This is a genomic window from Variovorax sp. W2I14 (genome assembly GCF_050435205.1).
Taxonomy (GTDB): domain Bacteria; phylum Pseudomonadota; class Gammaproteobacteria; order Burkholderiales; family Burkholderiaceae_C; genus Variovorax; species Variovorax paradoxus_C.
The window spans coordinates 4,181,979-4,201,135 of record NZ_JBNDJX010000001.1; the positions used below are offsets into that span (position 1 = coordinate 4,181,979).

Annotated in this window: 14 protein-coding genes; 3 read left to right on the forward strand and 11 right to left on the reverse strand. The window is 67.2% G+C overall.

Annotated features, from left to right (window positions below; all coding sequences use genetic code 11):
* Nucleotides 1-4 precede the first annotated feature (4 nt).
* Both QF040_RS19710 and QF040_RS19715 read left to right on the forward strand, forming a co-directional pair.
* Entirely contained in the window at nucleotides 5-4,084 is a 4,080-nt protein-coding gene (locus QF040_RS19710) for a translocation/assembly module TamB domain-containing protein (RefSeq protein ID WP_429612469.1), read from the forward strand.
* A 243-nt stretch (nucleotides 4,085-4,327) separates the two neighbouring features.
* Nucleotides 4,328-4,621 (forward strand): hypothetical protein, encoded by a 294-nt coding sequence (locus QF040_RS19715; RefSeq protein ID WP_307597492.1) that lies wholly within the window; start codon nucleotides 4,328-4,330, stop codon nucleotides 4,619-4,621.
* 93 nt (nucleotides 4,622-4,714) lie between these two features.
* Here QF040_RS19715 and QF040_RS19720 read toward each other — a convergent pair whose 3' ends face one another.
* From QF040_RS19720 to oxlT, 6 genes are all read right to left on the reverse strand, one after another.
* Complete coding sequence (locus QF040_RS19720; RefSeq protein WP_429612470.1) at nucleotides 4,715-5,023, reverse strand: formate dehydrogenase subunit delta; 309 nt, start codon at nucleotides 5,021-5,023, stop codon at nucleotides 4,715-4,717.
* Nucleotides 5,024-5,066: 43 nt separating this feature from the next.
* On the reverse strand, nucleotides 5,067-5,957 hold the full coding sequence (gene fdhD, locus QF040_RS19725; RefSeq protein WP_429612471.1) for a formate dehydrogenase accessory sulfurtransferase FdhD: 891 nt from the start codon (nucleotides 5,955-5,957) through the stop codon (nucleotides 5,067-5,069).
* Between the two features lie 15 nt (nucleotides 5,958-5,972).
* Entirely contained in the window at nucleotides 5,973-8,849 is a 2,877-nt protein-coding gene (gene fdhF, locus QF040_RS19730; RefSeq protein WP_429612472.1) for a formate dehydrogenase subunit alpha, read from the reverse strand.
* Nucleotides 8,850-8,896: 47 nt separating this feature from the next.
* The gene (locus QF040_RS19735; protein ID WP_429612473.1) at nucleotides 8,897-10,456 is read right to left on the reverse strand and encodes a formate dehydrogenase beta subunit; all 1,560 of its coding nucleotides are present in this window, start codon (nucleotides 10,454-10,456) and stop codon (nucleotides 8,897-8,899) included.
* Nucleotides 10,453-10,953, reverse strand: coding sequence for a formate dehydrogenase subunit gamma (locus tag QF040_RS19740; protein WP_429612474.1), 501 nt, complete (start codon nucleotides 10,951-10,953; stop codon nucleotides 10,453-10,455). Before QF040_RS19740 ends, QF040_RS19735 begins: the two co-directional genes overlap by 4 nt.
* Nucleotides 10,954-11,450: 497 nt before the next feature.
* Nucleotides 11,451-12,740, reverse strand: a complete 1,290-nt coding sequence (gene oxlT, locus QF040_RS19745) for an oxalate/formate MFS antiporter (protein WP_373423469.1) — start codon at nucleotides 12,738-12,740, stop codon at nucleotides 11,451-11,453.
* A gap of 702 nt (nucleotides 12,741-13,442) precedes the next feature.
* Here oxlT and QF040_RS19750 point away from each other — a divergent pair.
* Nucleotides 13,443-13,616 (forward strand): hypothetical protein, encoded by a 174-nt coding sequence (locus tag QF040_RS19750; RefSeq protein WP_429612475.1) that lies wholly within the window; start codon nucleotides 13,443-13,445, stop codon nucleotides 13,614-13,616.
* Nucleotides 13,617-13,670: 54 nt separating this feature from the next.
* Here QF040_RS19750 and QF040_RS19755 read toward each other — a convergent pair whose 3' ends face one another.
* The 5 genes from QF040_RS19755 to sucD all read right to left on the reverse strand — a co-directional run bounded on the left by QF040_RS19755 (nucleotide 13,671) and on the right by sucD (nucleotide 19,157).
* Nucleotides 13,671-14,618, reverse strand: coding sequence for a LysR family transcriptional regulator (locus tag QF040_RS19755; RefSeq protein WP_429612476.1), 948 nt, complete (start codon nucleotides 14,616-14,618; stop codon nucleotides 13,671-13,673).
* Between the two features lie 133 nt (nucleotides 14,619-14,751).
* Entirely contained in the window at nucleotides 14,752-16,173 is a 1,422-nt protein-coding gene (pyk, locus tag QF040_RS19760) for a pyruvate kinase (protein ID WP_429612477.1), read from the reverse strand.
* Nucleotides 16,174-16,345: 172 nt separating this feature from the next.
* Nucleotides 16,346-17,359 carry a 2-dehydropantoate 2-reductase gene (locus QF040_RS19765; protein ID WP_429612478.1) on the reverse strand — a complete coding sequence of 338 codons (1,014 nt, stop codon included), beginning with the start codon at nucleotides 17,357-17,359 and terminating at the stop codon, nucleotides 16,346-16,348.
* A gap of 60 nt (nucleotides 17,360-17,419) precedes the next feature.
* Nucleotides 17,420-18,196, reverse strand: a complete 777-nt coding sequence (locus QF040_RS19770; protein ID WP_429612479.1) for a fumarylacetoacetate hydrolase family protein — start codon at nucleotides 18,194-18,196, stop codon at nucleotides 17,420-17,422.
* 61 nt (nucleotides 18,197-18,257) lie between these two features.
* Complete coding sequence (gene sucD / locus QF040_RS19775) at nucleotides 18,258-19,157, reverse strand: succinate--CoA ligase subunit alpha (RefSeq protein WP_429612480.1); 900 nt, start codon at nucleotides 19,155-19,157, stop codon at nucleotides 18,258-18,260.

The following is a 19,157-nucleotide window of genomic DNA, read 5'->3' on the forward strand; positions in this document are numbered from 1 at the left end:
TTCGATGTCGAACGAAGAAGCCGTCTCCAACCCGATGCCGCCCGTGCCGCCGGCCGCCAAGCGCTCGCGCGCGCGCCGCGTCGTGCGCGCGCTGGCATGGACCTTCGCGGGCCTCTTCCTCGCCGTGCTGCTGCTCGTCGCGGGCGCATGGTGGTGGCTGGGCTCGAACACTTCGCTCGCCTTCGCGCTGGCGCAAGCGGCGCAGCGCCTCCCTGCAGGCCAGACGCTCGAAAGCCGCGACGTAACCGGGTCGCTGCGCACCGGCGGGCACATCGGCTGGCTCAAGTACCAGAGCGAGAGCATCGCCGTGGAGGTGAACGACGCCACCATCGGCTGGCAGTTCGCGCCACTCTTCCAGCGCAAGGTGCAGCTCGGCGAGGTGCATGCGAAGCAGGTGCTGATCGAGAAGCGCGGTGCGCCGAGCGAAGAGCCCACCCAGCCGCTCGAACAACTTGTGCTGCCCGTCGACGTGGATGTGCCCTTCCGCATCGACGAGGTGCGCTGGGCCGGTCCGCCCGTGCTGGAGGCGAAGAACCTCACCGGCAGCTACGTCTACAAGAACGCCGAGCACGCGCTCGAAGTGAAGGGCGTCGACATCGCAGATGGCCACTACAGCGCACGCGTCAAGCTGCAGGGTCCCGCGCCGATGGCGATCGACGCAGCGCTCGATGGCCGCGTGAAGGCGCCGCTCGCCGAAGACCACAACATCGATGTGATCGCGCAAGCCACCGTGAAGGGCACGCTCGCCGGCACGGCCGCGCGCCTGCAGGTCGCCGCCGAACTCAAGCCCGCCGAAGAGAACGCCGATGCGCCGATGGAAGCCAAGCTGCAGGCGCAGATCGCCCCTTGGCTGCCGCAGCCGGTGATCGATGCCAAGGCCGACCTGCGCAATGTCGACGCATCGAGCCTCTGGCCCGGTGTGCCGGAAACCCAGCTCACCGGCACCGTCTCGGTCGAACCCGATCCGGATGCGGGCGCGTCCGCATGGAAGGCCTCGGCCGACATCCGCAACGCCCTGCCCGGCCCGTGGGACCGATCGAAGCTCCCGGTCGAACAGGTGCAAGGCCGCGTCGGCTTCGATGGCACCAACTGGACCATCCCCGAAGCCACCGTGCGCGCCGGCGGCGGCCGCATCGATGCCGAAGGGCGCTGGAGCCCCGCACCCGCGCCCTGGCAGATTCGCGCGACGGTGCGCAGCGTGCGGCCCGGCGCACTGCACAGCGAACTCGCCGGCGCGCCCGTCAGCGGCCAGGTGACGGCGCAGCAGCGCGAAGACACCATCACCTTCGACGCATCGCTCAAGGCCGAAGGCGGCGCGGGCAGCAAGTCGCTGCCGGGCTTCGCGCTCGACCGCGCGCTGGCGCAGGGCCAGTGGAAAGACCAGGTGCTCGACCTGCGCACGCTGCGCATCGAAGCCCAGCGCGCGAGCGTCGACGGCAAGCTGCAGGTGCGCGTGGCCGAGCAGGCCGCGAGCGGCAAGCTCAACCTCATGCTGCCCGGCGGCGGTGCGCAGGTCGAGGGCCGCATCGCGCCGGACGCGGGCGCAGGCGACATCAAGGCGCGCATCGACGATGCCGACACCCTGCAGCGCTGGGTCGAAGGCCTGCCCGGTCTCTCGGGCGTGTTCGCAGGCACGACGGCCAAGGGCTCGGCGCGGCTCGACGCGAGCTGGCAAGGCGGCTGGCGGACCATCCAGCGCCGCATCGAGAACGCGAACGCACCGGCGCAGCGCGGCATTGCGGAGCCCACGCTCAAGGCCGCGCTCACCGTGCCCCGCCTCGACCTCAACCTGCCGGCCGCGCAGCCGGGCGGCACCGCCACAGCGGTGCAATTGCGCGAACTGCAGGTCGACCTGGCCGGCAGCCTCGCGCAGGCCGCGCTCACGCTGAAAGGCGAAGCCACCACCGGCACCCAGAAGATCACGCTCGACACCCGTGCCAGCGGCGGCATCGCCGGCGCCAACCAGTGGCGCGCCGCCCTCGCCAGCCTGCGCCTGCAGGCGCAGGACAGCGCCCGCCCCGGCAACCCGTGGATCGTGGAGTTGAGCCGCGAAGTCACCGCCACCATCCGCGCCGGCGGCAATCCGGCCCGCCTCGACGTCGAAGCCTCCGCCGCGTCGGCCACGCTGCGCGGCCCCGTGCCCGGCACCGTGCGCATCGATTGGCAGCCGCTGCGCTTCAGCCAGAGCGGCGCCGCGCCCAACAAGGTGTTCCGCATGCAGTCAAAGGGCCAGATGCAGGGCTTGCCGATGGCCTGGGCCGGCGCCTTCGGTGCGAGCTCGACGCTCAGCGAACTGGGCATCAGCGGCGACCTGATGTTCGACGGCGACTGGGACATCGACGCCGGCGACACGCTGCGCGCCAAGGCCCGCATCGCGCGCCAGAGCGGCGACATCCGCGTGCAGGCCGGCGAGGCCGCGCTGGTCACCCGCATCACGAGCACCGGCACGGGCACGGCGAGCGAGCGCACGATGAATTCCGCCTCGGCGGGCGGCGCCGATTCGCCCAGCACCCCCGCGGGCCTGCGCCAGGCCGAGCTGCGCCTCGACGCCGAAGGCGATGCGGTGCGCGCCACGCTGGCCTGGGACAGCGAACGCGCCGGCAAGATCAACGCCGACATGAACACGCGCGTCACGCATCGCGCAGGCGGCTGGCAGTGGGCGCCCGATGCGCCGCTCGGCGGCAGCATCAAGGCCACGCTGCCGAACCTGGGCGTGTGGTCGATGCTCGCGCCGCCGGGCTGGCGCATCGCCGGCACGCTCGACGCCAACGCCACGCTCTCGGGCAACCGCGCAGCGCCGCGCTGGAACGGCACGCTCGGCGCCGACAAGCTCGCGCTGCGCGCACCGGTCGAAGGGCTGGACCTGCGCGACGGGCGCCTGCGCGCCAGCCTCGCCGGCGACCGCATCGAGATCACCGAGTTCACGCTCAAGGGCGGCGCCGGCAGCTCGGCCCGCATCGGCGGCCAGAGCGGCAACCGCAGCACCGCGGCAAGCGAGGCGGGCACCGATGGCGGATCGCTTTCGGCGCGCGGCGACATGAGCTGGGGCGCCGCACCGGGCACCGCCACGCCGAGCATCCGCATGGCCCTGCAAGGCGAACTGCGCGCACTGCGCGTGCTGGTGCGCACCGACCGGCAGGTCACGCTCTCGGGCGACCTGCAGGCGCGGCTCGATGCCGGCCAGTTCACCGTGCGCGGCAAGCTCAAGACCGACCGCGCCGTCATCATCCTGCCCGACGAAACCGCGCCGAGTCTCGGCACCGACGTGGTCGTGCGCTCGGCCGCCAAGGACCGCGAAGCGGCCGAGGCCGCGCAGCGCGAATCGGCCCGCGCCGACGCCCAGGCCGCCAAGCCGCAGACCGCGAAGCCGCCCGACATCGTCGTGAACTTCGACCTCGGCGACGACTTCGCGGTGCAGGGCCGCGGCATCACGACGCGGCTCGAAGGCGACCTGGAAATCCGCAGCACCAAGCTCAACGCGCCGCCGCGCATCACCGGCGAGGTGAAGACCGTGAAGGGCCAGTACCGCGCCTACGGCCAGCAGCTCGATGTGGAAACCGGCGTGGCGCGCTTCAACGGGCCTTTCGACAACCCGCAGCTGGACATCCTCGCGATCCGCCCGAACATCTCTCAGCGCGCGGGCGTGCAGATCTCGGGCAGCGCGCAGTCGCCGCGCGTGAAGCTCTATTCGGAGCCCGCGCTCTCCGATGCGGAAACGCTCTCGTGGGTGATCCTCGGGCGCGCTTCGGCCACCAGCGGCGGCGAGTCGGCGCTGCTGCAGCAGGCCGCGCTCGCGGTGCTGGGCAAGATCGGCAAGAGCGGCAGCGGCGGCAGCCTCGCCAGCCGCTTCGGCCTCGACGAACTCGGCTTCAAGGGCCCGGGCAGCGGCGGCGATCTGCGCGAGTCGGCGGTCACGCTGGGCAAGCGGCTGTCGAAGGATTTCTACGTGACCTACGAACGCAGCGTCGGCGGCACCTTCGGCACGCTCTTCATCTTCTACGACCTGACGACACGCCTCACGCTGCGCGGACAGGCGGGCCAGACCAGCGGCCTCGACCTGATCTACACCCTGAAGTACGACTGATCGAAATCCTGGTACGTCGCCCCGGAGATTTCGAAACAGGACGAAAGCGATGGATTCGCGCCGAGGGCAAGGCGCAAACCGCAGCGATACCCGTAGGTATCGCGAGGATTTGCAACGCCGCCATCGGGGCGAAGACGCGCTTTCGTGTTTCGAAATCTCTGGGGCGATGTACTAGGGACTTCGATCTTGACCGGGCCGAACCCGGAGTTAACAATTCGTTGACGCCTTCACCGAGGAGCGACGATGAAAAATGATGGAGACAAGGGCGGCCACAGCCCGGTTCCGGTATCGGACCGTCAGACCTACGACCCGCCGGCAGCGCAACGGATCACGCTCGTGCGCAGCGCACTGCATGCAGTGATCGCGGTCATCGCGCTCCTTGCGATCGGCACGTCGATTCCGCACTGGGGCGGCGAGGAATTTCCCGTGATGAGCCTGGTGATCTATGTCGCCGGCATGGTGTTCATCGCGATGCCGCTGTGCCTTTGCTATGAGGCGCTGCTGAAGTCGCAGCAGGAGCGGAACTGGGGCGTCTAGCCGCCGCGGCCGATCTGCCGGCGGTGCGGCGGCGGTGAGCATCGCGGCCAGATTCCGCTGCTGCTCACCGCGTTGAAAACGACGCGCGCCCGATCAGCCCGCGTCGCCGCCCCCCGGCGGAAACTGCTCTTTCCTTCCCGCCAGCTCGACCGCCCCGCCCGGCAGCAGGTTCGCGCGATGGCTGCGCACGGCCGACGCGACGATCGGCATCAGCTGCGTCGCGCCGCCCGCTTCGAGCGCGCGGATCAGCTGCATGCGCATGCTCGGCGCCCAGAACGATTTCAGGTGCGCCGCGATTGCGCCCGTCGCCAGCGTCGCGTTGTCGGGCGACTGGGCCTGGAAGAAGCTGCCGATCTGGTTGGCCATCTTGACCAGTTGCGCCGTCGGATCGTGGTCGTGCATGCACTGCCTTTGAAGAGATGAAGTAGCTTGCCGGCAGCTCGCGTCAGTGCGCGCGGCGCCCGGTTGATGTGGATGTGAGTTCCTGCCCAGCCGTCGCCACGCGCTCCGGGTGGCTGTAGACGGCCAGGTCGTCCTTGCGCGCGAAGCCGACCAGCGTGAGCCGCGCGCGTTCCGCTGTGGCGACCGCGAACGAAGTCGGCGCGGACACGGCGGCCAGCAGCGGCACAGCCGCCATCGCAGTCTTCTGCACCATCTCGAAACTCGCGCGACTGGTGACGGCGATGAAGCCGGTCGACGCATCGATGTCATTGCTCGCGAGCGCGCCGATGAGCTTGTCGAGCGCGTTGTGGCGGCCCACGTCTTCGCGCAGCCACATCACCTCGCCTTCGGCGGAGCACCACGCCGCCGCGTGCACCGCACCGGTGGCCTGCTGCAACGTCTGCAGCGACTGGAACTGCGACATCGCGCGCGCGATGGCCTGGCGCTCCAGCGCCACGGTGGCATCGCCAAGCACCGGCAGTTCGCGCGACACATGCGCCAGGCTCTCGGTGCCGCAAAGGCCGCAGCCGGTGCGGCCCGCGATCGTGCGGCGCCGCTGCTTCAAGCGGTTGAACGCGGCGCTCGACACCTGCAGCCGCACCGTGATGCCGAGGTCCGAGGGCGCAATGTCCACCGAATAGAGTTCGTGCGCCGCATCGAGGATGCCTTCGCCGAGCGAGAAGCCGAGCGCGAAGTCTTCCAGGTCCAGCGGCGTCGCGAGCATCACCGCGTGCGAGATGCCGTTGAACTCCAGCGCCACGGGCACTTCCTCGGCCACCCAGTCCTGCACCGCGTAGGCTTCGCCGCCGCGCACGCCGTGCACCGGCAGCAGCAGCGCGCCTTCGCAGAAGGTGTCGGCGCCTTCGGCGGCCGGCAGGGTGGCGATGTTGTTCATGGCGCGCTTGCTTCCCTACTTCGCGGGGATCGTCTCGTTGCTGCGGTCCGTCGCAGACGCGGCGGTCGCCAGGTCGAGCTGCGTCTTGTTGAAGCGGCTGTACTCCTGCTGCCAGGTCGAGGGCTGCATCACCGGCATCACCTGCACCGCCGTCACCTTGTACTCGGGGCAGTTGGTGGCCCAGTCGGAGTTGTCGGTGGTGATCACGTTGGCGCCCGACTCGGGGAAGTGGAAGGTCGTGTAGACCACGCCCGGCTGCATGCGCTCGGACACCGTGGCGCGCAACACCGTCTCGCCCGCGCGGCTCTGGATGCCGACCCAGTCGTCGTCCTTCACGCCGCGCTCTTCCGCATCGTGCGGATGGATCTCCAGCCGGTCTTCGCCGTGCCACAGGTTGTTGTCGGTGCGGCGCGTCTGCGCGCCCACGTTGTATTGCGAGAGGATGCGCCCGGTGGTCAGCAGCAGCGGGAACTTGCGCGTGACCTTCTCGTCGGTGGCCACGTACTGCGTGACGATGAAACGCCCCTTGCCGCGCACGAAGGCATCGATGTGCATCGTCGGCGTGCCCTCGGGTGCGTCGTCGTTGCAGGGCCACTGGATGCTGCCGAGTTCGTCCAGGCGCTTGTAGCTCACGCCGTGGAAGGTCGGCGTCAGCGCGGCGATCTCGGCCATGATGTCCTCGGGACTCTTGTAGTCCATCGGATAGCCCAGCGCTTGCGCGAGCTTCACGGTGATCTCCCAATCTGCGAGGCCCGCCTTCGGCGGCATCACCTTGCGAACGCGCGAGATGCGGCGCTCGGCGTTGGTGAAGGTGCCGTCCTTCTCGAGGAACGACGAACCCGGCAGGAACACGTGGGCGTACTTGGCGGTTTCGTTGAGGAACATGTCCTGCACCACCACGCATTCCATCGCCATCATGGCCGCGGCCACATGCTGCGTGTTGGGGTCCGACTGCACGATGTCCTCGCCCTCGCAATAGAGGCCCTTGAAGCCGCCGCCGATGGCGGACTCGAACATGTTGGGAATGCGCAGGCCCGGCTCCGGATCGATGGTCACGCCCCAGGCCGCTTCGAACGATGCACGCGTGGTGCTGTCCGACACATGGCGGTAGCCCGGCAGCTCGTGCGGGAACGAGCCCATGTCGCACGCACCCTGCACATTGTTCTGGCCGCGCAGCGGGTTCACGCCCACGCCTTCGCGGCCGACGTTGCCGGTGGCCATGGCGAGGTTGGCGATGCCCATCACCGTGGTGGAGCCCTGGCTGTGCTCGGTCACGCCCAGGCCGTAGAAGATCGCGCCGTTGGCGGCGCTCGCGAACAGGCGCGCCGCTGCGCGCATCTCGGCAGCCGGCACGCCGGTGGCCTTCTCGGTGGCTTCGGGCGATTGCTCGGGCTGCGCGACGAAATCTCTCCAGGCGGCGAACGAAGCGGTGTCGCAGCGCTCGGCAATGAAGGCATCGGCCGTGAGCCCTTCGGTCACGATCACGTGTGCGAGCGCGGTGACCACGGCCACGTTGGTGCCGGGCTTGAGCTGCAAGTGATGCGAGGCCTTCACGTGCGGCGACTTCACGATGTCGATGCGGCGCGGATCGACCACGATCAGCTTGGCGCCTTCGCGCAGCCGCTTCTTCATGCGCGAGGCGAACACCGGGTGACCATCGGTCGGGTTGGCGCCGATCACCATGATCACGTCCGCCTTCTCCACCGACTTGAAGGTCTGCGTGCCGGCCGATTCGCCCAGCGTCTGCTTCAGGCCGTAGCCCGTGGGCGAGTGGCACACGCGGGCGCAGGTGTCGACGTTGTTGTTGCCGAAAGCCGCACGCACCAGCTTCTGCACGAGGTAGGTTTCTTCATTCGTGCAGCGCGACGACGTGATGCCACCGATGGAGTCCTTGCCGTACTTGGCCTGCAGGCGCTTGAATTCGCCGGCCGCGTAGTTGAGCGCGGTGTCCCAGCTCACCTCCTGCCACGGGTCGCTGATGTTCTTGCGGATCATCGGCTTGAGCATGCGGTCCTGGTGCGTGGCGTAGCCCCAGGCGAAGCGGCCCTTCACGCACGAGTGGCCTTCGTTGGCCTTACCGTCTTTCCACGGCGTCATGCGCACGACCTCGTTGCCCTTCATCTCGGCCTTGAAGGCGCAGCCCACGCCGCAGTAGGCGCAGGTGGTGATGATGCTGTGCTCGGGCTGACCGAGCCAGATCACCGATTTCTCCTGCAAGGTGGCCGTCGGGCAGGCTTCGACGCAGGCGCCGCAGCTCACGCACTCCGACTCCATGAAGGCTTCGTCCTGCCCCGGCGACACGCGCGACTCGAAGCCGCGGCCGCTGATGGTCAGCGCGAAGGTGCCCTGCGTTTCCTCGCAGGCGCGCACGCACCGGTTGCACACGATGCACTTCGAAGGGTCATACGTGAAGTACGGGTTCGACTCGTCCTTCTGGTCCTTCAGGTGGTTCGCGCCGTCGAAGCCGTAGCGCACGTTGCGCAGGCCGGTGACGCCCGCCATGTCCTGCAGCTCGCAGTTGCCGTTGGCCGAGCAGGTGAGGCAGTCGAGCGGATGGTCGGAGATGTAGAGCTCCATCACGCCCTTGCGCAAGTCTTGCAGCTTGGGCGTTTGCGTGCGCACCTTCATGCCGGCTTCGGCCGGCGTGGTGCACGAGGCCGGAAAGCCCTTGCGGCCTTCGATCTCGACCAGGCACAGGCGGCACGAGCCGAACGGCTCCAGGCTGTCGGTGGCGCAGAGCTTGGGCACGTTGATGCCGGCATCCACGGCCGCGCGCATCAGCGAGGTGCCCGCGGGCACGGTGACTTCGTTGCCGTCGATCTCCAGCGTCACTTCGCGCGTCGATTCGCGCTTGGGGGTGCCGTAGTCGATTTCTTTCAGATGGTCGAGCATGTGTTCTTGTCTCCTGCTGCTTGTGCGGTGCGGTGCGAGCGACGCGCTCAAGCAGCCTTGCGATCGGGGACCACGAGACCGAAGTCCTGTGGGAAATGGTCGAGTGCGGACAGCACCGGGAACGGCGTCATGCCGCCCATGGCGCACAGCGAACCGTGGACCATGGTGTTGCACAGGTCGCGCAGCAGGATGACGTGCTCCACGCGCTTGTTGTCCGCGCGGATCTTGTCGATCACCTCGACGCCGCGGGTCGATCCGATGCGGCACGGCGTGCACTTGCCGCACGACTCGATGGCGCAGAACTCCATCGCATAGCGCGCGAGCTTCGACAAATCGGCCGTGTCGTCGTGCACCACGATGCCGCCGTGGCCCACCGTGCCGCCCACGGCCGCATAGGCCTCGTAGTCCAGCGGCAGGTCCCATTGCGATTCGGGCAGGTAGGCACCCAGCGGGCCGCCGACCTGCACCGCCTTGATCGGCCGGCCCGATGCAGAGCCGCCGCCATAGTCGTACAGCAGCTCGCGCAGCGTGACGCCGAAGGCCTTCTCGACCAGCCCGCCGTGCTTGATGTTGCCGGCCAGCTGCATCGGCAGCGTGCCGCGCGAACGGCCCACGCCGAAGTCGCGGTAGTACTCCGCGCCGCGCGCAAGAATCAGCGGCACGCTCGCGAGCGTGATCACGTTGTTGATGAGCGTCGGCTGCCCGAAGAGCCCGGTGATCGCCGGCAGCGGCGGCTTGGCGCGCACGATGCCGCGCTTGCCTTCCAGGCTTTCGAGCAGCGCGGTTTCTTCGCCGCACACATACGAGCCCGCGCCCTTGCGCACTTCGAGCCAGAAGGTCTGGCCCGAGCCGAGGATGTTCTCGCCGAGGAAGCCGGCGGCTTCCGCCGCGCGGATCGCCTCGTTCATCGTCGCGATGGCGTGCGGGTATTCGGAACGGATGTAGACGTAGCCCTTGGTCGCGCCGGTGGCGATGCCTGCGATGGTCATGCCCTCGACAAGCATGAGCGGGTCGCCCTCCATCGTCATGCGGTCGGAGAAAGTGCCCGAGTCGCCTTCGTCGGCATTGCAGACGATGTACTTCTGCGCGGCCGGCGTCGCCATCACCGTCTTCCACTTGATGCCGGCCGGGAACGCCGCGCCGCCACGGCCGCGCAGGCCGGAGTCGAGCACCTGCTGCACCACTTCCTCGGGCTTGAGGCCGAGCGCGCGGCGCAGGCCCGCATAGCCTTCGTGCGCTTCGTAGTCGGCGACCGACACGGGATCGGTGATGCCCATGCGCGCGAAGGTCAGGCGCTCCTGCTTCTTCAGGTAGGGGATCTCTTCGGTCAGGCCGAGCGAGAGCGGGTGCGTCTGCGCGCCTTCGGCGAAGCCGGCATCGAACAGGTCGGCCACGTCGTCGATGGTCACCGGCCCGTAAGCCACGCGACCGGCGGGCGTGCTCACCTCGACCATGGGCTCCAGCCAGAACAGGCCGCGCGACCCGTTGCGCACCATGCCGAAAGACACGCCGCGAATCGCGGCTTCCTGCGCGATGCGCTCGGCCACGCGTTCAGCGCCGACTGCCAGTGCGGCCGAATCGCGCGGGACATAGATGGTGAGGCTCATGCGCAGCTTCCGTATTGCGCCACCAGCGCATCGAACGAACGCGTCGTCATGCGCGCGTGCGGTTCTTCGTTGATCGTCATCGCGGGCGACGAGGCACAGAGGCCGAGGCAGAAGGCCGGCTCCAGCGTGAAGTTGCCGTCCTTCGAGTGGCCATGCGCGCTGCAGCCGAGGCGAAGCTCCGCATGGGCCAGCAGCGCATCGGCGCCCATCGACTGGCAGGCCTCGGCCCGGCAGATCTGGATCACATGGCGCGCCGCGGGTGCGGAGCGGAAGTGGTGGTAGTAGGTGATGACGCCATGCACTTCGGCGCGCGAGAGGTTCACCCCCTCGGCGATCGTCGTCACGGTGTGCGGCGGTATGTAGCCCAGCGCGTCCTGCACGTCGTGAAGGATCGGGAGCAGCGCCCCCGGCTCTTCCGCGCGTTGGAGCAGCACCTGGCGCACCGCGGCCAGTTCATCGGATTCGCTCATCGTGGCGTGTCGGCCCACTTCGTTCATGCGGCGCTCCTTACCGGGTTGTCATTCATCGTGGGTTTTTGCTCTTCCGGCTTTTTCATCCTACGACCGAAATACGCTCGCAGACACTGCCGATTGCCCTAGGAAAACATTGCGGTTTCCCGCTCTGGAGGCACTGTCGAGGAATACGAAGGCAAAGACCTTGACTCAGGTCAATTTCCCGGAAACAAGGGGCCGGGCGCCACGTCGAGCCGGACGTAGCCGGTACCGCCCGCGGCCAGCAGGTACTCGCGGCCCAGCGGGCCGAGGCCGGACTTCACTGCCGCGTTTGGAAAGCTCAGGGAAAGCGAGGCCGCGAACTGCGGCCACCTTGTCGAGCAGGTCGTGCGGAACGCCGACCTCGGTGCGGATGGCCAACTGCGGCACGGTCTGCCGCAGCCCCAGCAACCCGTACAAGCAAAGGGCACCGCACCCCTGGCCGATGTGCTGCGCTCGCGCGCCTCACGCATCGGCCTTCGCTGACTGAAAGAACGATGGAATCAGGACGCCTGGCGGCTGGCCTCGATGTGCTTGCGGCGCATCGGACGCAATACGAACCAGGCCATCAGCGCGGCCGCGGCATTGACCGCACTCGCGACGATGAACACCGCATGCCAGCTTCCGGTGGATGCAGCGAGCACGCTGGAGAGCGGCACCAGCAGCGAGGCCGTGCCCTTCGCGGTGTAGAGCATGCCGGCGTTCGATGCGGCGTACTTGGAGCCGAAGGTGTCGGCGCAGGTCGAGGGGAACAGGCTGTAGATCTCGCCCCAGGCGAAGAACACCATGCCGGTCAGCAGCACGAAGAGGATCGGGTTCTGGCCGTAGTGGTACAGCGCCAGGATGCCGACCGCTTCGAGCGCGAAGGCGACGAACATCGTCTGCTCGCGGCCGATCTTGTCGGAGACCCAGCCGAAGAAGGGCCGCGTCAGGCCGTTGAGCACGCGGTCGATGGCGAGCGCGAAGGTCAGCGCGGGCAGCACCAGGCCCATGATGTTGACCGGCACGTCCATGATCTTGAAGTCCTGCGCAATGGGCGCGAGCTGCGCGGTGGCCATCAGGCCGCCGGCCGCCACCATCACGAACATCGCGTACATCACCCAGAAGATGGGCGAACGCAGTACCTCCGACGGTGCGTAGTCGCGCTGCGACTGCTGCACGTTGCCGCGGCTCGACGCCGCCTTCACGTGATCGGGTGCACGGGTGAGCAACCAGGCCAGGGCGAAGACGATCACGCCCTGACCGATCCCAAAATAGAGAAACGCGGACTCGTAGCCGCTGGTCTTGATCATCACGGAGATCGGGATGATCGTGAGGGCCGAGCCGGCACCGAAGCCCGCGGCGGTCATGCCCGCTGCAAGCCCGCGCCGATCGGGAAACCACTTGAGCGCATTGCCCACGCAGGTGCCGTACACCGCGCCCGCGCCGATACCGCCAACGGCCGCTGCGACGTAAAGCATCGGCAGCGAAGCGGCGAACGAATTCATCACCCAGCCGAGGCCGCAGAGCACGCCGCCCACGAGCACCACGGGGCGTGGGCCGAAGCGGTCGACGAGGTAGCCCTCGATGGGCACGAGCCAGGTTTCGGTGAGGACGAAGATGGTGAAGGCGACCTGGATCGCGGCGCGGCTCCAGCCGTGTTTTTCAGCGATGGGGTTGACGAAGAGGGTCCAGCCGTATTGCAGGTTCGCAATCATCGCCATGCAGACGATGCCGATCAGCAACTGTCCCCATCGATACGCTTCGGACCGCTTGGCGGTGACGGCGTAGGTGGAATCCGAAGGTGGATACATCGCGGGGTTGGAACCCGCAATCGTGGTGGTTGGCCGAGTCATGGAGTTGTCCTTAATGTTTTGATGAGTCCGACGGTCTCGGGAAAGACGACGCAATCAGCGAGTGAAAAACGGGAAATGAATCACTTGTTTTTGCGCGTGGATGACTGTCGGACTGCACGACTCAAAAACTCTTGACCGCAGTCAAGTTCACACGAATCGCGAGTTGCGAGACCCCCGAGATATCCCTAGCACTTGGCTTCGTTTTTGGAAGGGCTTGGTGATGCGGTGTTGTTGTTCTTGGCGCTGTTGTTCAGGGCGGCGATCACGCCGACGGGGTACCTTGCTGCGCGAATGTCCCCCGCCTTCGGCTCCTCCTTTATTTCGCTGCGCAAGGCACCCCATCGGCGTGCTCGTTTTCAGAGCAGTCGTTGATCAGCGATATGCCAGCAGCGTGCCCAAGTGCGCAGGGCATCGGGTGCTCCCCGCAGCGAAATAAAGGAGGAGCGAAGCGGGGGACATTCGCGGAGGGGAGTACCCGGTGGCCTGCGCACACGCCCTGAACAACGGCGTAATTCGCGTGCTTGCACCCTACATCCATCGGGAGAAAAATTGACCTAGGTCAAGAAACTCGAAATCAGCGTTTGCGATCGTCTAGGGTAAACCCTAAAATTGCGGGTAATCCCTTCAGTCTTTTTGATTCAACTTCTTAGGAGCATTTCCATGAGCAACACCACCCTCGATTCCCGCGCGATCCGCACTGCCCCGCAATCGGCCACCAACGACGATGCACTGCGCGATCTGGTCGCCGCAATGCCCATCGTGATCATGTACAAGGCCGCCCGCGCCGCACTCGTGCAGCACCGCAAGAGCATCCGCAGCGCACTGACCAACTGATCGATCGTGCCCCGCCCCAAAGACAAAGAGCGCTTCCAGCGCTCTTTTGTTTTTTCAGGCCTGCTGTTGTCGTGACTCCAGCGGTTTGAACGGCACGATCTGCGAGATCAGCGATGCGCCATCGCTCAGCAGAAAGTCCTTGAAGGCTTGCGCCACCGGCGGCAGGCGCTTGGTGCGGCGATGCACCACGTACCAGTTGAGCATCAACGGAAAACCTTCCACGTCGAGCACGCAGAGGCTGCCGGCCTTCAGCTCCTGGCTGATGGTGTGCGCCGAGACGAAGCTCACGCCCATGCCCGCGATCACCGCCTGCTTGATCGTCTCTGTGCTGCGGATTTCCATCGCGATGTTGATGTGCTCCAGCTCGCGCCCGAAGCCGTCTTCCATCGAGTGCCAGGTGTCCGAGGCCCTCTCGCGCACCACGAACGGCTCGCGCATCAAGCGCTTCAATGGAATGCCCGGCACGCCCACCAGCGGATGCGTCGGCGGCGCGACGATCACGTAAGGGTGCGGCGCAAAGGCCTGGTTCGACGTGTCGAGATCGGTGGGCGGCCGCACCATGATCGCGAGGTCGGTGAGGTTCTCCGCGATGTGGGTCAAGAGCCCCTCGCGGTTGTGCACGGTGAAGTTCAGCGTCACGCCGCGGTGGCGGCTCGCGAACTCCACCAACAGGCGCGGAAAGAAGTAGTCCCCCGCGCTGATGACGCCCACATTGAGCTTGCCGCCCGAGACGCCCTTGAACTGCATCATCGCGTTCTCGGCCGCCTCGAACTGCTGGATGATCGCGCGGCTGATCTGCAGCAGCTCGGCGCCCGCTGGCGTCAGGAAGATCTTCTTGCCGAACTGCTCGAACAGCACGTTGCCCGCATGCTCCTCGAGCTTGGCGACCTGCGTGGAAACGGCCGGCTGCGTGAGGTGAAGTTCCTCCGCCGCGCGCGAAAAACTCAAGAGCCGCGCGACCGCCTCGAAGACCTTCAACTGGCGCAGGGTTGCGTGCTTCATCAGACAGGGTCAAAAGATCGTTCGGGCTGAGAACCCCGGCCGTTCGGGTTGAGCTTGTCGAAACCTCGCGCGGCGCTTCGACAAGCTCAGCGTGAACGGTGGGTGGGGCAACGTTCTTCCCAGGCGATCGGCATCAGTTCGGAATTCGTGCAACGTGCAACAGGTTCGTCGTGCCCGACAAGCCGAACGGCAACCCCGCCACCACCACCACGTCATCGCCCGCTTTCGCGAACCCTTCGGCCTGCGCGGTGCGGCAGGCGCAGTCGATCATCTCGGCCACGTCGTGCACATCGTCCACGAGCGCCGCATGCACGCCCCACACCATCGCCATGCGGCGCGCCGCCGCCACATCGGGCGTGAGGCTCAGGATCGGCACCGCGGGCCGCTCGCGTGCGGCGCGCAGGCTCGTGAAGCCCGACGAGGTGTAGGTGACGGTGGCCGCCGGCGCGAGCAGCGCGGCCACCTGGCGCATCGAGGCGCACACGGCATCGGCCGTGGTCGACAGCGCCGCATCGTGCGTCGCATCGATACCGGTGCGGTACGACGGATCGGCCTCCACGCGCGCGACGATGCGGTCCATCATGCCGACCGCTTCGAGCGGGTACTTGCCCGAAGCCGATTCGGCCGAGAGCATCACCGCATCGACGCCGTCGTAGATGGCGGTCGCCACGTCGGACACTTCGGCGCGCGTGGGCACGGGCGCAGCGATCATCGATTCGAGCATCTGCGTGGCCACCACCACCGGCTTGCCGTGCTGGCGGCAGGCGCGCACGATGCGGCGCTGCAGCTCGGGCACCTGCTCGGGCGGCAGCTCCACGCCGAGGTCGCCGCGCGCGACCATGACGCCGTCGGCCAGCGCGACGATGCCGTCCAGGTGCTCGATGGCCGCGGGCTTCTCCAGCTTGGCCATGATCCATGCGCGCTTGCCGATGATCTCGCGCGCCTCGGTGATGTCTTCAGGTCTTTGCACGAACGAGAGCGCGACCCAGTCGACGCCCATCGAGAGGCCGAAGTCCAGGTCGTCGCGGTCCTTCGGGGTGAGCGGCGAAATGGGAAGCAGCACGCTTGGCACATTGACGCCCTTGCGGTCGGAGATCGGCCCGCCGACCACCACCGTCGTCTCCGCGAAATCGGCGCCATGGCTCTCCACGCGCAGGCGCAGCTTTCCGTCGTCCAGCAGGAGGTCGGTGCCGGCCTGCAGCGCCGCGAAGATCTCGGGGTGCGGCAGCGGTGCGCGGCGGTAGTCGCCGCTGGTCTTCGTGTCCATGTCGAGGCGAAAGCGCCGCCCTGCTTCGAGCTGCGCGCGTCCGCCTTCGAAGGTGCCCAGCCGCAGCTTCGGGCCCTGCAGGTCGAGCAGCACGCCGATGGGCCGGCCGAACTCTTTCTCGAGCCGGCGGATCGCCTCCAGCCGGCGCGCGTGGTCGTGCTGCGAGCCGTGGCTGAAGTTCAGCCGGAAGACATCCACGCCACGCTCGAACAGCGCACGAATGGCTTGCTCGTCGGGTGTGGCCGGGCCGAGCGTGGCGACGATCTTTGCGCTGCGTGTGCGTCTCATGGGATGGCCTGTGTTTTGGGATGGGCGTTCACGGTACGGCTGTTGCTCCCTCTCCCCTCGGGGAGAGGGCTGGGGTGAGGGCCGGCGGCGATGGCGGAAGCTGCACGCGTGTGAAGGCCCATGCCCTCACCCTCACCCTCTCCCCAAGGGGAGAGGGAGAAAGACATGTCGCTCATGCCGCGACCTCATGGAGCTTGACGCGCCCGCGCTGCTCTTCCATGGTCCGCGCAAGCAGCTTGACCAGCGTGTAGACGGTGTCGATGTGCGGCGTCGATGTGTCGGTCAAGCGCGCCAGTTCGACCACCGCGCCCACCAGCGCATCGATCTCCGGCGCGCGACCGGCTTCGACGTCCTGCAGCATCGAGGTCTTGTGCTTGCCGACCTTCTCGGCGCCGGCGATGCGCTTTTCCAGCGTCACGCGGAACTCGATGCCCAGCTTGTGCGCAACGGCCTGGGCCTCGCGCATCATCGCGGCCGCGAGGTCGCGCGACGGCGGGTACTGGCAGATGTCGACCAGCGTCGAATGCGAGAGGCTGCTGATCGGGTTGAAGGTGAGGTTGCCCCAGAGCTTGAGCCAGATCTCGGAGCGGATGTTGTCCAGCACCGGCGCCTTGAAGCCCGCGCCGGTGAAGCAGGCCGAGACGCGGTTCACGCGCTCGCTCGACGAGCCGTCGAGTTCGCCGACCGGGAAGCGGTCGCCTTCGATGTGCTTCACCACACCCGGCGCGATGAGCTCCGATGCGGGATACACCACGCAGCCGATCACGCGCTCCGCCGGCACCTTCGCGCTCACCAGCCCCGTCGGGTCGACACTGCGCACCGGCGTGCCCGCGAGCGCGCCGCCGTGGTTGTGGAAGTACCAGTACGGAATGCCGTTCTGCATCGTCACGACCATGGTTTCGGGGCCGAAGAGCTTGGGCACGTCGTTCGCCACGGCCTCGACCTGGTGGGCCTTCATCGCGAGGATGACGATGTCCTGCGGGCCGGCCTCGTCGTAGCTGTCGGTGGCCTTCACGTTGCGCGCGACCTGCTCCTCGCCCTCGGCCGAGACCAGCTTGAAGCCGTTCGCCTTGATGGCCGCAAGGTTCGCGCCGCGCACGATGAACGTCACGTCCTCCCCCGCCAGCGCGAGTTTCGCGCCGACCAGGCCGCCGATGGCGCCCGCTCCGATGACTGCAATCTTCATGTCGATCCCCAGTAGTTTTGAATGCGTTGCGCGAGGCCGGCAAGGCTGCTTTTTGTCGTCTCAACCGAAGCGGTTGGAGAGCTTGCCGATGCCTTCGATGCCGATCTCGACCTGGCTGCCCGGCTTCATCGAGCCGACGCCCACCGAGGTGCCGCACAGGATCACGTCGCCGGGGTGCAGCGTCATGTCCTGCGAGATCAGGCTGACCAGTTGCTGTACGGAAAAGCGCATGTCGCTGATCGGATAGTTCTGGCGCTCTTCTCCGTTGAGCACGGTGGTCACGACGAGCGTGGCGGGGTCGAGGCCGGTGGCCACCACCGGGCCCATGGGGCAGAAGGTGTCGAAGCCCTTGGCGCGCACCCACTGGGCGAAGGATGCGTCGCGGTTCAGGATGTCGGCCACTGTCACGTCGTTGGCGCAGGTGTAGCCGAACACGTGGTCGAGCGCATCGGCTTCGGCCACGGCCATCGCGGTCTTGCCGATGACGATGCCCAGCTCGCCTTCGAACACCACCTTGCCCTCGCACAGCGGCTTCCTGATCGCATCGCCGTGCGCCGCAAAAGAGTTGGGCGCCTTCAGCAGATACAGCGGCTCCGCGGGCACCGGCAGGCTCAGCTTGGCGCCGAGCGCGTGGAAGTTGTTCCACAGCGCGATCACCTTCGTTGGCTCGCTGGGCGTGAGCAGCTTCAGGCCTGCGAGCACGAACACGCGGCCCGTGGGTTCGGAGCGGCCGTACATGTCGCCCTGGTGCTCGTGCACCGCATCGCCCTGCACGGTGCCGAAGGCGGGCTTGCCGGCGTCTTCGAAACGGACCCACTGCTGCTTCTGCTGTTTCATTTGTTGTGTGCTTTCTTGAAATCCGCGAGGCCGTTCAACCAGTGATCGTTGGATCGATCGATCAGTCGAACGGGAGGTAGTCGGGAATGACGAGCGACGCGAGCAGCTTCCCGATCTCCGCCGGATTGCTCGTCACATGGATGCCGCATTCCTTCATGACCGCGAGCTTTTCCTGCGCGGTGCCGCGCCCGCCGGAAACGATGGCGCCCGCATGGCCCATGCGTTTGCCCGGCGGCGCGGTGGCGCCTGCGATGAAGCCGACCACGGGCTTGCGCATGTGGTCCTTGATCCAGCGCGCGCAGATCTCTTCTTCGTTGCCGCCGATCTCGCCGACCATGATCACGGCGTCGGTGCGCGGGTCGTCGTTGAACATCTTGAGCACGTCGATGTGCTTGAGTCCGCCGACCGGATCGCCACCGATGCCCACCACCGTCGATTGCCCGATGCCGAAGCGCGCGAGCTGGCTCGCCGCCTCGTAGGTCAGCGTGCCCGAGCGCGACACCACGCCGATGCGCCCGCGCTGGTGGATGTGCCCCGGCATGATCCCGATCTTGATTTCGTCGGGCGTGATGAGCCCCGGGCAGTTCGGCCCGAGCAAGAGCGTCTTGCTGCCCTCCATGCGATGGCGCGTGCGGATCATGTCGCGCACCGGAATGCCTTCCGTGATGCAGATGACGAGGTCCAGCTCTGCATCGACCGCTTCGTCGATCGCGGCCGCTGCGAACGGCGGCGGCACGTAGATCACCGACACGGTCGCGCCGGTTTCGGCCTTCGCGTCCTTCACGGTGCCGAAGACCGGAATGCCGTCGAAGGACTTGCCCGCCTTGTTCGGGTTCACGCCCGCGACAAAGCACTTCTGGCCGTTGCCGTAGTCGCGGCACATCGCGGTGTGGAACTGGCCCGTCTTGCCGGTGATGCCCTGCGTGATGACGCGGGTGTGCTTGTTGATGAGGATCGACAT